Origin of the sequence: Bacillus sp. B15-48 (assembly GCF_016879755.1) — a bacterium.
Lineage (GTDB): Bacteria > Bacillota > Bacilli > Bacillales > Cytobacillaceae > Mesobacillus_B.
The window spans coordinates 445,126-459,540 of sequence record NZ_WOFU01000003.1 but is presented as its reverse complement, the minus strand read 5'-3'; the positions used below and the strand labels follow the sequence as shown (position 1 = coordinate 459,540).

Here is a 14,415-nt window from a genome sequence, read left to right as displayed (position 1 = left end):
AGGGCACGTCCCTTTGCTTTTTCCTGTTTATATTTTTAACGTAGCTAAGTATAGCAAACCTTAAAAATATAACATTGTACATATTGCACAATTAAAACACTATCATATGAGGGGATTGTACAATGATGCAATTGTGATTAAAACATATAATAAGTAAAATATATGACAGGAGTTATCTGAATGGACAGAAGACAAAGATATCAGATTATTTTTTAATAAAATTAATCAAAATAATTCGGATGAAAAAGGAATTTTAGGGTATGGCTTCACATTCAGTTACGACTCTAATGAATATGAGGAAAGATGTCCTCCTAGGTGCTTCCGAAATAGCATTGGAACCTGAACAGATTGCAAATAAAGGTTCTCGTATTCTCTAGTACCATAAACCCTTGGGTGATGGTATCCATGTATGAAAGGTGAATGAAATAAGATGAAGATGGAAAACAGGTCTTTAAGTACAGTTCAATGGTTTATCTTTTTACTTGCCAATTCAATCGCACTCCCAATTGTCATTGGGAGTGTCTTCCTGTTGTCAGAAGCGGAAATATCCACGTTAATGCAAAGAACATTTTTTCTAGCTGGTCTTAGCTCATTTATTCAAGCTAGATGGGGGCATCGCTTGCCAATTGCGGATGGTCCTGCTGGATCATGGGTAAGTATCTTTGTTATTTTCGCAAGCATGGGGGTCCAGCAGGGAAATACGATGAAGGAGACGTTGCAAATACTGGAGGCAGGATTAATGATTTCTGGTATGCTTTTATTCCTTCTTGGGGTAACCAAATGGGTTCGGCATGTTCTCTTTCTCTTTTCACCGATTGTCACAGGTACGTTTCTATTTATATTGGCTATTCAATTAAGCGATGTGTTTATCAGAGGAATGATCCAACATAATAGCCTGACAGGGAAAATAGACGGTGTGAGTTTTTTTCTATCGTTCCTCGTGTTTTTCGTGATTATCTTGCTATCTTTTAAAGGGAAGGGCTGGATGAAAACTTACGCGATATTACTTGGGATATTGATTGGCTGGGGGTTTTTTATCATTTTTGGTAAAGGGGGGCAGCCAATTGAAAGTTCAATGAACATTATAGCGTTTCCTGAGGTTTTCGCATGGGGTCTTCCGATTTTTAACAGCGGGATTATACTAACAGCCATTTTATTTACGTTTTTATTATTATCAAATACTTTTGCTGCAGTCTCTGCCATGAACGAATCAGTGCCAAATGAAAATAAACAGATGGAAAAACGGATGAATGGCGGAGTTTGGGCAGGAGGAATCTCACATTTCCTTGCAGGGACATTTTCCACGATAGCGGTCGTGCCATTGCCTGTTACGGCCGGTTTCGTTCGATTAACAAAACAATATCAACTAGGTCCATTTTTAAGTGCTTGCGGATTCTTAATAGTCTTTTCGTTATTTCCAAGTATAGTGAGCTTATTGGCCTCACTACCTTTACCGGTCGCTAGCGCGGCACTACTAACAACCCTTATTGAGATGCTTAGAATCGCGATTCGTTCTCTTACAACGCAGCCATTATTAAAACGGAATAAGATCATTATTGGCTTTTCGTTATCTTTTGGGATTGCGCCTCTGTTTTTACCAAAAGAGATTTTCAGCGGACTTCCGTATATTTTGCAAAATATAGGCCAAAATGGTCTGCTTGTTGGAACATTTTTGGCGATGGTGATGGACAGGTTGTGGAAGGAAAAACAATCGTTCTAAGTACTAGATACAGTCATAACCATTAGGAATACAAGAATACGAAAATAAAATAGTTCAGAGAGCGATAGCGAAAATACTGAATGCCATCTATGAACAAGACTTCCTTGATTCTTCCTATGGCTTTCGACCAAAGCGAAACTGTCGCTGAAAATTCTAAATTTCTACTTGGAACGGAAATATATCAACTACATTGTAGATGCCGATATCAAAGGTTTCTTCGACAATGTCGGCCAGGGTTTTTGGGGTAGTCTCCCGACAAAACAACGCTTTACTTCACCGGTGGACTGACCATTTTTTTTCTGAAAATGACAATCTTAATAGTAGAAAGAATAAAGGACATAAATACTGAATATATAGATTAAATATAATTATAAAAAAAGTATTGTTGACAATAGAAAATGATATTGCTATCATTTTTTTAAACCGTAGACGAGGGAGTAAGCTGTTAAACAATCTCTCAGCGAATCCGGGATGGTGGAAGCCGGACAGATGCAGGAACAGCAAATGGGCCTCAGAGGGCGAAGTGAAAGAATTATTTTAGTAGCTTAGACGTAAAACCAGCGTTATTGGTTAAGGGTGTGAAAGCACTCTGCAGAGTGGGTATGTATAACACATATCAAACAAGGTGGTACCGCAAGTCAACGCTTGTCCTTGAATTTATTTAAGGAGAGGTGTTTTTTTTTATTATAAAAACAATTGGATGTCAGCGAAAATTAGTTGCAGGGAAACTCCTTTCGTCTTCAATGAGAAGGAAAAATCTCAGCTTTATAGAGAAGAAAGGAGTATGATATTAAGTGCAAGTTTTGAAAGGGGGTGGCTCCATGGATGATATATTTACACTTTATAACTTAAAAGTAGAGGTTATCGCTACAGATAAACCAATGGTATGCAAACATAAGGAAGGTTCCTATTTCTTAGTTATAGGGGAGGACATTATCTTCCCAGAAAATAATTCATTTTCAATGTATGCTTTAAGCGCGGTTTTGCCATTACTGCCTGCAAAGCAGCGGGTACTGCATAAAAATGACTGGATGTTGTCTGATAGTGTCATTGCCTGCCCAGATCCAAACTGTGGTGCAAAATTTAAAATCACTCGTATCGGAACGAAAGAATTTAGTCATGGGGATTGCACAATCGAACCTCTACATAAAGGAGAGAATGAATAATGGTTGAAAGATTCGAATTAGCTAAAGATTATACGATTAGCCGAGTGATTAACGGGTGCTGGCAGCTGTCAGAAGGCCATAGCTTAAAATCAAAATTGGATATGCAAGATGTCATGAAGGCCTTTCATATGCTTGCTGAAAGAGGATTTACGACATTTGATTGTGCAGATATTTATACGGGTACGGAAGAATTTCTCGGTGAATTTTTAACGGAACTAAAATCTGGGAGCACCCTTTCGCCACATGATATTCAAATTCATACAAAGTATGTACCGGATATTAATTTACTTAGTGAGGTCGATTACGAGTATACAGAAAAAATCATTGACCGAAGCCTCAAACGTCAAAAACGAGAGGTATTGGATCTCGTGCAGTTTCATTGGTGGGACTACGATGTGCCCGGCTCTGTTGAGACAGCGGGACATCTGTTGAAGCTTAAAGAAAAAGGGAAAATCCGTAATATCGCTGTTACAAACTTTGATACAAAGCATTTATCCGAAATCGTTGATGCCGGAATACCCATTGTATCTTGTCAAAATCAATACTCCGTTTTTGATAGACGTGTAGAAAAAGAGCTATTACAATATTGTAAAAGTAAAGGCATTACCTTGTTATGCTATGGTACATTATCAGGTGGTTTGTTAGCGGAAAAATGGATTGGCAAAGAAAAAATTGACCCTGATAATCGTTCACATGTGAAATATTTGCAAGTGATTGAAGAATCTTTAGGTTGGGATGGCTACCAGGAACTGCTGTTATTGTTAGATAGAATCGCTAAAAAGCACTCTGTTAACATCGCTCAAATTGCGACAAAATACATATTAAGTCAAGAAAGTGTTGGGGCGTCTATTATTGGCGTTAGAAATAGCAGCCATGTAGAGTCGAATTCTCACATTTTTACCTTTGAACTTGATTCATCGGATATTGACGAAATGAACCAATTTTTAAGGAACTATCCGATATTAGAAGGTGAACCTTTTGAGTTAGAACGTACCGTTGGTTCGAAATTCAGAAATATTATGAAGATGAATTTAAATGAGGAATAAGTAAAAGTGGATGTTTAGTAAAAAATAAAGAGTTTAGTAAAGAATAGACAGTTTAGTTTAGAAGAGGAGTTTTAAGATGAATCAGCGACTTGAATTTAGAGGCGGCTGGGGTACTGCGTTTATCCCAGTTGCAATCTTTCTGTTTTTCTGTGTATTGTATTTTATCGTTTTCAAAGCGTTTGAAATGTATGCGCTTGGCATGGGTGCTTTCGTTGCCTTAATGATCGGTGCTACTTTTGTAAAAAAAGGAAACTATGAGCGTTATTGGAATTCAGTTTATGATGGAGTGCGAGAGGCTGTACCGATTGCCGTCTTGCTATTCATTATCGGGATGTTCTCTGAGTTGATCAAAACAACGAATATATCGAGCGGTTTCGTATGGATTGCCAGTTTGCTAGATGTGGATGGAGGATTGTTTACGGCGTTCGCCTTTTTAGCGGTATGTATCATTGCTACTGCTACTGGTTCATCGATTGGAACGATGTTTACCTGCTTCCCGATTTTTTACCCAGCCGGGGTATTGTTAGGATGCGATCCTGCCTTCCTTGCGGGGGCCATTGTCAGTGGGGCTATTTTTGGTGATAACTTAGCACCCATTTCAGATACGACAATCATCTCAGCAGGAACGCAAGAATATACAAAGAAGAAGGGGATTGCTGAATTGGGCGGCGTTGTTGCCTCGCGGTTTAAGTATTCTTTTGTTGCAGGTGTTATCACTTTTATTCTGTTTTGGATTTTTGGCGGCGGCGGAACGGTTGCTGCGAACCATCCGGGTATCCTTGCTGAAAATATGAACCCAATCACATTGGTCATGCTCTTCCCAGTAGTCGTTATGTTAATGGTTGCAACGATAACTCGTAATATTTATAAAGCGATTACGGTTGGGATTCTTTTAGGATCGATTACTGGTTTATCTTTTAATCTATTAACGTTCGGCGATATTATCTCTGTTGTGGATGGTGCACCGGCAGGGTTCCTAACTGGAGGTGTCAGTTATATGATGGCAACTGTCACGCTCGTTCTTTCTGTTTATGGGATCATGGGTGTGCTCAATGGTGCCGGTGTGATTGAAAAAGTCACAAATGGCATCCTGAATAGTAAATTGTGCAAGCAAGTTCGTGGGGCTGAAATTGCGATGATGTTAGGTATTTCGTTCACGACTTTGATATTCGGTGGTGTGACCAGTGCATCAATGACGACATTTGGAAAAGTACAGAATGAGATTGGCAAACGTGTCGGTTTACATCCATATCGTCGTGCTAATCTATTGGATGGTTTTGCGAGCTCGCTTGTGCTCGTTGTTCCGTTTTTAAGTGTGTTTGTCTTCGTTGGTGCTTTGCTGACGCAAGGTTATGATTTTGTTGAACCGCTTGTACTAACAGAAGTCAGCAAAGGAATGATTTATTGCGTGATCTTGTTCCTAGTCCTATTATTCTCCGTCATCACAGGGTGGGGACGCCAATATGAAGGTCCAGACGGAAAACCGGTTAGCAAACTACAAGAACAGTAAAATAAGATACTAAGTCAGGCTCTCATCCTATGGTGAGAGCCTTTTGGAGTTTTGTGGTCAGTCCCCCGACAAAGTAACGCTTTACTTTACCGGGGGACTGTACCCGAATTTGGGTGACAGCCCCCGATTTTCCAGGCCAGTAGGACCTGACCTCAAAACTAGATTTGCGAATTCGGGTCCTTTTCATGCTGTTCACAAAATTGTAGAAAAGCTTTGAATATACAAAATTTTTATTTTGTCATGTGTGATATAATTTTTCCGTAAAGGAGGTCAAAATGATAGATAACAAATCCTGTAATTTTCCCCTTAATTCTCATCCTTTTTAATCCACTAACATACTTTTCATCATCACTTTCTGATCAAATGCTGGAACGAATAAATTCATTGAAAACTGAATAAATGGGAATGTTACCGGTTTAATCATGGTAATAAAAAGGAGCGGTACTATGCATGCTGTGCTGAGTAAGATTGCTAAAGGCATTACTGTTTGTTATTCAGAAGTTTTCCCCGAACACGATAATGATTTTTTCCACTTAGATTATATGGGGAAGTTGTTTATTATTGCGGACTCATATTGTATGAATCCAGATTGTACATGCCAGGAGGCAGTGCTTAATTTTGTACAAGTTTATCCCCGAGAAGGCAAGAAAGCTGACAGTTTTATGATTAGCTTGAAACTAAACGGCAGGGGATATAAAATTTATGACCAAGGCAAATTCCATCGGGGTGAAATTAAGAACATCCTTTTGCGTTTTAATGTCGATAACAAAATCGGAAATCTTTTAAAAGAACGATTTAAGGAAATGAGAGGAAAAGCAAAAGAAATACTATGTTAGAAATAAACGGCTATATTGAAAATTTGGAATTCAAATCTATTGTAAGAAATAATTATTCGTGGTGTTTATTTCTTTTTAAAGTTTAACCATTGGAGATTGGATTTTTGGGTCAATCCCCCGAGAAAGCAACGCTTTACTTCGTCTGGGGACTGACCTCGGTTTTCAGCTTTAAAACTAAGGTTTATCAATCATTCATAGGGGCATTATGCGGCTAACACGTGATTTTATCAATAATGAGTTCGGTGGAAAATATAAGAATATAGATTAAACAGAAGAGGTTCCTGGTCAATGAACGGTTGAAGACCGATTAAGTCTTCGGTAGAGGCTAAAATACAGGGGGAGTTAATTGATGGATATTCCAAACTATTTTTTGCAAGAGGGAACGAATGATTTAACCCTATTAGGTGTTAGCGGTATGTTGGCGAGGTGTGCGACCGAGGGTGATTCCTTTGAAGAGTTTTTAGAAAAAACCAGCGAAAAAGTAGGAGTGGACGAAGAAGGGTTAACACCGTATCAAATTCGACAAATGGTTAAGCAATTAGAAAAAGACCAATGGCTGCGTGTGATTAAATTAAAAAATTCATACCAAGTTCATTGGTTGCCAAAAGCCTTTGGTTAATCATAATATTGGAGTTTTTGGTGTCAGTTCCCTCGACAAAACAACGTTTTACTTTAACGGGGGACCGATTCCGATTTTTCTGATAAGCTAGAATCAGCATAACTGTTCCCATGGAGCGCCAAATGTATTTAGTGCTTTTATATTTGCTCTCAATCTCTTTAAAAAAGAACGCTCGTTCTGTGTTTGGGTATAGGCTATAATTGATATAGAGATCCACTCCTCTGTTTACTCCTTTATTCCTCAAAAGGATGTGTTCGTATGGCATTAGAGTTGCTTGTACGTGAAGAACCGCACCAGTACATCCACCATGATCAGTTATTCAAACAACTTATTCACACTTTTTTTGCTGAATTTCTAGAGTGTTTTTTTTCTGAAGTCCATGACGCTGTTGATTTTTCATCTTTAATACCTCTATCTGGAGAAATGTTTACAGACTTGGTGGAAGGTGAAAGCAGAACGGCCGACATTGTCATTGAAACGAAGTTGAAAAACGAGGAAACCCTCATTATCGTTCATGTTGAACCACAAAGCTATGTTCAGAAAAATTTTGAAAAGCGCATGTATCAGTATTTCAGCTTGCTCTATAATAAACATAAGAAGCCAGTATTACCAATTGCAATCTTTGCGTATAATCAAAAACGAAGTGAGCCAAGTGAATTCGCCATAACTTTTCCATTCTTCCATGTCTTGACCCTTCGATTTCTAAAATTAGAGTTAAAGAACTTGAACTGGCGAAATTATATTCATTCAAATAATCCTGTGGCTGCGGCTTTATTAAGTAAAATGGGATATAGTGAAAAAGAAAAAGTTCAAGTAAAAAAAGAATTTTTGCGAATGTTAGTCAGGCTAGAGTTAAATCCGGCAAAAGCTCAACTAATTAATGGTTTTTTCGAGTCGTATTTATCATTAAATAAAAGTGAGGAGGAGAAGCTCATGAAAGAGATTAAACAGTTAGGAGACCAAGAATCTGAACAAATTTTTAAACTACCAAATTCATGGAGAGAGAAAGGATTAATTGAGGGGAGGAAAGAAGCGAAAAAAGAGGATGCCATTGAAATGTTGAAAGAGGGGCTTTCCATCGATCTTATTATTAAAATTACAAAGCTAAGTCGTGATGAGATTGAGAAATTAAAGAAGCAATTGTAATATAGAGGAAAACCGTAATGCAGGCAGGATTGAATTCGTTTGCTTGATTGTTTTCGAAAAAATTTTGTCGTAAAATGTTAGTCTCCATATAACGAAAATACCACAGCATGAATGACTGTGGTAGTCTCCTTCTGAAAAATTAGGGTCAGTCCCCCGGTGAAGTAAAGCGTTACTTCCTCGGGAGACTGACCACAAAAACTCGAAAATAGTGGTAGTTCTTTCAATGCATTTTATACATAAGCATTTTGAACGATAATGCTGGTAACGCGTTTTTTAATCCAAGTACTCGTATTAAAAACACCAAATTTCCCTGATATATTGCTAGTACTCGTAATAAAACGCTGTAAAATGAAGGGTTAATCCGAGTACTCGCAATAAAATGAGGTCAGAAGGTCGATATAATCCCTGTACTAGCAATAAAAACCGGTCAAAAACCGGTTTAATCCAAGTACTAGCAAAAAAACAGCCTTAAAACCACGGTTAATCCAAGTACTAGCAAAAAAACATAACCTATTGTATGAACTATCCACCTTTATATAACATTGAATAAAAGGACCGGGGCTTTAGCCCGATTTTTCTTGCTTCCTTTCCTCATCCAAAGCAAGGTAGAAGATATTTTGGTCAACCATATCGAAGTTGCGAAAATAAACAAAGGAACGAATGGATACAAGGTTGATGTCATTACTTATTCCGATGATGGCGATGATGTATTAGTGAAAAAAGCAGAAGATATGCAAGTTAAAACCATTCCGTTATCCAAAGTTAGTCAAACAAACAAAATATATTAGAGGTTGACTCACCAGCAACCTGTGTGTTGCCACATACACTCTGGACATGTCGAGTATGGCACATTGTTGTTTTAATTAAAATATACAAAAATGGCCCAGTCCCAAAACTGGGCTATTTTGTATATAAGTTTAGATAGCCTAAATATATTTTTGGGGAAAATTGGGTTGAGGCGAGCACCGAGAAAGAAATTTGTTTTATAGATTATTTAAGTACAGTGAGGCTATTCTCTTTTTGAAACATAGTAGTACCTATGAAAAGAAAAAGAAAGGAAATACTTTGGTTTTGCAGAGATTGTGAGTTTAAATTAAAATTTCCGATACAAACCTCGGTTTGGTGAAAATAAACAGTTCTAATCTGTTTGATAAAAAGTGCTTAACCATGGTATAAGTGTAAAGGAGGCAGGGAGATTCTGCTTTTTAATTTTGGGAGAAGGTTGTCTTGGATCCCATCATGAGAGGATTTGAATGTAAGATGATCGATAATTTTTGGCGTGATTTACCACGACCTTTTTTTATACTGGCACCAATGGAAGATGTGACGGATGTTGTTTTTCGCCATGTCGTAAGCGCGGCAGCCAGACCTGATGTGTTTTTTACAGAGTTTACGAACAGTGAGAGTTATTGTCACCCAGAGGGAATCCAAAGTGTGCGTGGGCGTTTGACTTTTACAGAGGATGAACAACCAATTGTTGCCCATATATGGGGGGACAAGCCTGAAAACTTTCGGCAAATGAGTATTGCGATGGCAGAACTAGGCTTTCGCGGTATCGATATAAATATGGGCTGCCCTGTACCTAATGTCGCACAGCACGGCAAGGGATGTGGCCTTATCCGCCGTCCAGAAGTTGCAGCTGATTTAATCCAAGCTGCAAAAGCAGGAGGGTTGCCCGTAAGTGTAAAGACGAGGCTTGGTTACACTGATGTAGACGAATGGCACGACTGGCTAACACACATATTGAAACAAGACATTGTAAATCTTTCCATCCATCTGCGTACAAGGGAGGAAATGAGCAAAGTAGATGCTCATTGGGAGCTGATCCCGGAAATTAAGAAACTTCGTGATCAGGTGGCACCAGATACACTTTTGACGATTAATGGGGATATTCCTGACCGTCAGACTGGTTTGAAGCTCGCTAGCCAATATGGTGTTGACGGGGTGATGATTGGGCGTGGTATTTTCAATAATCCATTTGCTTTTGAAAAGGAGTCGAAAGATCATAGCAGTAAGGAATTGCTTGATCTCTTAAGATTGCATCTCGATCTCCACGATAAATATTCAAGTTTAGGACTGCGTCCGTTCAAGGCTCTTCATCGCTTTTTTAAGATCTATGTCAAAGGATTTCGAGGGGCAAGTGAATTAAGAAATCAACTGATGAACACAGAGTCAACAGATGAAGTGCGTGCATTGCTCGATCATTTTGAGGCAAAGAATCTTGACATAATGAGGGAACAGTAGAAGCTCCCATTCAAGGGAAAGCGAAGTAAACGGGGAAGCATGGGGACGTACCCTGTGCTTCTTATTAAGAAAAATGAGCGGAGGAGAGACGTCCCTACGATTCTACTGATTTTTGGGGCGTGCCAGTACTAAAACCTAACAGCCAAAATTGTCTAACTTGCTTTCTAGCATAAAAAATAGAGGGTCCTTTGGGACTCTCTATTTTTTGTGCGCTGTACATCGCGATGATTAACTAGACGGTGAAAGCCCGTAATGGCGGTAGCGAGTTACTGGTGTCACCTTTCATAGAAGGATGGTACTATACACAAGTTGTGTAAAAATTCAAAAAATACGAAAGCAATGAAGGGAAATCTGTTCTCCATAACGAATTTTATATTTTATACGTATTTAAACTAGATTATTAAAGGGGAGAATAAGATGAAAGTTAGAAAAAAAGTAATAAGTATGATGGTTGCAGGTGCTTTATTAGTATCATTGCCTTTTCATGCCTTCGCCAAGGATTTAGATAAGGAACATGTGGACTATGTTGCTTTAGGAGATTCATTAGCAGCAGGGAAAACACCGTATGGTACCGAGGATAAAAGCTACGTCGATTTTCTTTCTGAACGCTTTGAGCAATCTCAATATAACATCGAGGTTAATAATTATGGTGAATCAGGCTATAAAACTACAAATGTAATTGATCAACTCTACAACCCTCTAAATATAGAAGTGCAAAATTCGATAAAAGAAGCAGAGTTAGTAACAATTGATATTGGTGCGAATGATTTATTGGCTCATTTACAAGAAATACAAGCGGATCCAACTCAAGCGACAAATGTATTAAGAGAAATTGGACAAAACCTATTTTTAATTTTAAGTAAAATTGATGAGTTAAACGCTGATACAAAGGTATATGTGATGGGGTACTATAATCCATTTCCACATTATCCAGAAGAAGAACAGGCGAAGTTATTACCATTATTAGGTGCTCTAAATGAAACAATCGAAACAGTAGCGAATCAGAATGGGGATGTTTTTGTTCAAACTGAAAAAGTAATTAAAAAACATGAAGAAGACTATGTGCCTAACCCAATGGACATCCATTTAAGTCAAGAAGGTTATCAGATAATAGCAAAAGAATTTTGGAAAGCAATTATGAAAAATAAAAATAAATAAATTTTAATGTTGGTCTTAGATGTCAGGTAACACCATTATTTTATGGTTGTTACCTGACATTCTTTACTTCTTTAATTATACAAATCAACGCTTTACTTCACCGGGGAACTGACCCGGATTTTCTAAGGACAATAAGCGAAAGCGCGGTAGGATAGATAGGCTTGTTGCCTGATGGAAAAATGCTACCACCTTTAGGGTCAATTGTACCCATAGGAGAATAAGTCATGTCCTTAAAATGTGTATCTATGACTACATGTAATCAACGATAAAAGGTGCAGTTTTTCAACTTTTTTGAGCTGATCCTGTAGATAAGCATCCTTTTATCGAATAACGCGTCTTTTCGTGTATCGGGAAGCATTGCGGAAGATCCATTTACAGAAAAGTAACTGAATTTTCAGTAAGATTTCTTAGACTATTACGTATAATAAGGTAATTATGACACTTAGAGTTATTAAAGGAGATGATTTGAAATAAAAGCTGTAGTATGTGAAAAATACGGTCCGCCGGATGTTTTGGAATTAAAAGATGTGAAAAAACCTATTCCCAAGGACTATGAAGTGTCGGTTAGAGTATATGCAACATCTGTAAATTACGGAGATATTGTGGCCCGAAATTTCAAGGAAATCTCGCCTCATAAATTTAACATGCCGTTGCTCTTCTGGAGCTTTGCAAAAATATTCTTTGGATGGCAGAAACCGAAGATAACAATTCTGGGAAGTGAGTTTGCAGGGGAAATTGAATTAGTAGGAAAAGATGCAAAATTATTCGAACCAGGAGAACGGGTTTTCGGATATCTTGGTCAAAGCATGGGGGCTTATGCGGAGTATATTTGCATACCAGAAAAAGGAATGTTGGCAACAAAGCCGGCAACTATGACTTATGAGGAAGCCGCTGTCGTTCCTTATGGGGCAATGACAGCATTGAATTTACTTCGAAAAGTAAATGTTCGCAACGGACAAAAAGTGCTTATCAATGGTGCATCTGGAGGGATAGGTTCAGCAGCGATACAAATTGCCAAATACTTTGGCGCAGAAGTTACTGGAGTATGCAGTACCTTGAGATTGGAATATGTGAAATCTCTGGGCGCTGATAAGATCATTGATTATACAAAAGAGGATTTTAACAAAAACGGTGAAAAGTATGATCTTATTTTTGACATATTAGGCAAAAGTTCGTTTTCAGATTGTAAAGACTCGCTAAAGCAAAATGGACAATATCTTTTAGCCAGTTTTAAGATAAAACAGCTTTATCAAATGCTATGGACTTCGATGTTTAGCAGTAAGAAAGTGATCTGTGCGTTGTCTCATGAAAAGCCTGAAGATTTAAGTTTTCTCAAAGAACTTATAGAGAAGGGGAAGATAAAATCGGTAATTGATCGATCCTTTCCCTTTGAACAGACTTATGATGCACACAGGTATGTTGAATCAGGTCAAAATAAGGGAGATGTTGTTATAACTATTTAATATTTTTGTTATGAGCGGGTGCTTCAGTTTAAGTTCGGGTGTCTTCAGCAATTCCTTTTTTTGTACAGGGCCAAATTGTTTAGTAATGTTTCTAAAGCACCAATACGAAGGCCCGGGCGGAAAACCGGTTAGCAAACCTTAAGAATAGGAATATAAGATACTAAGTCAGGCTTTCATCATTTGATGAGGGTTTTTGTGGTCAGTCCACCGATATTTAGTTAGCAAACATTTCTAGTGATAAAGTTCGCCAGTGTAAAATGATTCGGTAGTGTTATACCTTTAAATATCGTATGCCATAGTGTCTAATTTGACCGGTTGGGTGGACGAGGGTACTTCATTTGATGCGTTTGTAGAAAAAGCCAGTGAAATATTTAAGTGTGGATAATGAAAGGATGACACCCTACCAAGTTAGACCAATGAAGAAGCAATTAGAAAAAGACCAATGGCTCTGGGTGATTAAATTTACAAATTCAGGCCAAGTCCAATGGCAGCCCAAATCCTTTGGTGAATTATAATATCGAAAAGTGGATAGAAGCATAGGGTACGTCCCTGCGCTTCCGTCCCTGCGCTTCCCAAAATAAATAAATTTTGATGTTGGTCTTTGATGTCAGGTAGCACCATTATTTATGGTTGTTACCTGACATTTTTTATAGGGTTTTCGGTTGACAAGTGTCATCCACTTATGGGTTGCGATTCACTGTTGCTATCCAAAATTTGTAAAAGATCACCATCGGTAAGCTTCAGGTGGGACAGGCACTTTCAATAGAAAATGTTCCAATCTTCCACCATAATCATTGAAACATAAGCTTGCGGAAAATGTCCCTAATTCAAAATTGTTTAAAAATATAGTTGTAATTATCAGAAAATTAAGTATACTTAAGTTGAGAGGTGATTCATATGTCAGTTAATGATGTGACTGAGGGAAAAGTTCTAACACAGAGGGGGGTGGAGACTCGGGCTAAACTGTTGAAAGCAGCCGAGGAGGTCTTTGGCAAAAAGGGATATTATGAAACTTCGATTGTGAACATTTCACAGGAGGCAAAAGTTGCCCAGGGTACGTTTTATAATTATTTTCCTTCGAAGAAAGATATCTTTGACGAATTAATAAGGACTTACAGCCGTAATTTAAGAATCGCGATAAAAGAGGGAATGGCAGGAAGTGTCACCTATGAAGAGGCGCAAAGAAATGGCTTTTATGCTTTCTTTACATGGGTAAAAGACCACCCCAATTTATACAGCATTGTTCAGCAAGCGGTGGTTGTCGATCAAGAGCTTTTCAGATGGTATTACGGAAAGCTTGCAAAAGGATTTCATAAAAGCTTGTCACAAGGAATAGAAGCAGGTGAATTCAAATCGCTTGAACAGGAGACAATCGCGTACTGTTTAATGTCCATCGGCCAGTTTTTGGGGATGAGGTGGGTATATTGGGAAAAAACGGATGTTCCGGTAGAGGTATTTGAATCTGCCATGACCCTCATATTCCAGGGGATAAAAAAGTAAAGGGGGA

The 14,415-nt window shown here is 38.2% G+C and carries 12 protein-coding genes and 1 other annotated feature; all 12 genes read left to right on the top strand.

Annotation, left to right across the window (positions count from 1 at the left end):
• The first annotated feature begins 430 nt into the window (after positions 1–430).
• On the top strand, positions 431–1,720 hold the full coding sequence (locus tag GNT69_RS12700) for a purine/pyrimidine permease (protein WP_239094187.1): 1,290 nt from the start codon (positions 431–433) through the stop codon (positions 1,718–1,720).
• A gap of 417 nt (positions 1,721–2,137) precedes the next feature.
• Positions 2,138–2,376: a binding site (T-box leader), on the top strand.
• A gap of 165 nt (positions 2,377–2,541) precedes the next feature.
• Positions 2,542–2,886 carry a TIGR04076 family protein gene (locus GNT69_RS12695; RefSeq protein ID WP_203555324.1) on the top strand — a complete coding sequence of 115 codons (345 nt, stop codon included), beginning with the start codon at positions 2,542–2,544 and terminating at the stop codon, positions 2,884–2,886.
• Complete coding sequence (locus tag GNT69_RS12690) at positions 2,886–3,932, top strand: aldo/keto reductase (RefSeq protein ID WP_203555323.1); 1,047 nt, start codon at positions 2,886–2,888, stop codon at positions 3,930–3,932. Before GNT69_RS12695 ends, GNT69_RS12690 begins: the two co-directional genes overlap by 1 nt.
• Positions 3,933–4,008: 76 nt before the next feature.
• Positions 4,009–5,442, top strand: coding sequence for a Na+/H+ antiporter NhaC family protein (locus GNT69_RS12685; protein ID WP_203555322.1), 1,434 nt, complete (start codon positions 4,009–4,011; stop codon positions 5,440–5,442).
• Positions 5,443–5,888: 446 nt separating this feature from the next.
• Positions 5,889–6,278 (top strand): hypothetical protein, encoded by a 390-nt coding sequence (locus tag GNT69_RS12680; protein ID WP_203555321.1) that lies wholly within the window; start codon positions 5,889–5,891, stop codon positions 6,276–6,278.
• 349 nt (positions 6,279–6,627) lie between these two features.
• On the top strand, positions 6,628–6,897 hold the full coding sequence (locus tag GNT69_RS12675) for a hypothetical protein (RefSeq protein ID WP_203555320.1): 270 nt from the start codon (positions 6,628–6,630) through the stop codon (positions 6,895–6,897).
• 258 nt (positions 6,898–7,155) lie between these two features.
• Positions 7,156–8,043, top strand: coding sequence for an Rpn family recombination-promoting nuclease/putative transposase (locus GNT69_RS12670; RefSeq protein ID WP_203555319.1), 888 nt, complete (start codon positions 7,156–7,158; stop codon positions 8,041–8,043).
• Positions 8,044–8,660: 617 nt separating this feature from the next.
• Complete coding sequence (locus tag GNT69_RS12665; RefSeq protein WP_203555318.1) at positions 8,661–8,831, top strand: hypothetical protein; 171 nt, start codon at positions 8,661–8,663, stop codon at positions 8,829–8,831.
• A gap of 472 nt (positions 8,832–9,303) precedes the next feature.
• Positions 9,304–10,287 (top strand): tRNA dihydrouridine synthase, encoded by a 984-nt coding sequence (locus tag GNT69_RS12660; protein WP_203555468.1) that lies wholly within the window; start codon positions 9,304–9,306, stop codon positions 10,285–10,287.
• A 417-nt stretch (positions 10,288–10,704) separates the two neighbouring features.
• Positions 10,705–11,445: a GDSL-type esterase/lipase family protein gene (locus GNT69_RS12655; RefSeq protein ID WP_203555317.1), complete on the top strand. Its 741-nt coding sequence runs from the start codon at positions 10,705–10,707 to the stop codon at positions 11,443–11,445.
• A 470-nt stretch (positions 11,446–11,915) separates the two neighbouring features.
• Positions 11,916–12,908, top strand: coding sequence for a zinc-binding dehydrogenase (locus GNT69_RS12650; protein WP_203555467.1), 993 nt, complete (start codon positions 11,916–11,918; stop codon positions 12,906–12,908).
• Between the two features lie 897 nt (positions 12,909–13,805).
• Positions 13,806–14,408 (top strand): TetR/AcrR family transcriptional regulator, encoded by a 603-nt coding sequence (locus tag GNT69_RS12645; RefSeq protein WP_203555316.1) that lies wholly within the window; start codon positions 13,806–13,808, stop codon positions 14,406–14,408.
• The last annotated feature ends 7 nt before the right edge of the window (positions 14,409–14,415 follow it).

What these genes read in the sequence shown, in the direction of transcription:
- GNT69_RS12700 (WP_239094187.1), top strand. Translation starts at nt 431, where the DNA reads ATGAAGATGGAAAACAGGTCTTTAAGTACAGTTCAATGGTTTATCTTT.
- GNT69_RS12685 (WP_203555322.1), top strand. Translation starts at nt 4,009, where the DNA reads ATGAATCAGCGACTTGAATTTAGAGGCGGCTGGGGTACTGCGTTTATC.
- GNT69_RS12675 (WP_203555320.1), top strand. Translation starts at nt 6,628, where the DNA reads ATGGATATTCCAAACTATTTTTTGCAAGAGGGAACGAATGATTTAACC.
- GNT69_RS12660 (WP_203555468.1), top strand. Translation starts at nt 9,304, where the DNA reads ATGATCGATAATTTTTGGCGTGATTTACCACGACCTTTTTTTATACTG.
- GNT69_RS12670 (WP_203555319.1), top strand. Translation starts at nt 7,156, where the DNA reads ATGGCATTAGAGTTGCTTGTACGTGAAGAACCGCACCAGTACATCCAC.
- GNT69_RS12645 (WP_203555316.1), top strand. Translation starts at nt 13,806, where the DNA reads ATGTCAGTTAATGATGTGACTGAGGGAAAAGTTCTAACACAGAGGGGG.
- GNT69_RS12655 (WP_203555317.1), top strand. Translation starts at nt 10,705, where the DNA reads ATGAAAGTTAGAAAAAAAGTAATAAGTATGATGGTTGCAGGTGCTTTA.
- GNT69_RS12695 (WP_203555324.1), top strand. Translation starts at nt 2,542, where the DNA reads ATGGATGATATATTTACACTTTATAACTTAAAAGTAGAGGTTATCGCT.
- GNT69_RS12690 (WP_203555323.1), top strand. Translation starts at nt 2,886, where the DNA reads ATGGTTGAAAGATTCGAATTAGCTAAAGATTATACGATTAGCCGAGTG.
- GNT69_RS12680 (WP_203555321.1), top strand. Translation starts at nt 5,889, where the DNA reads ATGCATGCTGTGCTGAGTAAGATTGCTAAAGGCATTACTGTTTGTTAT.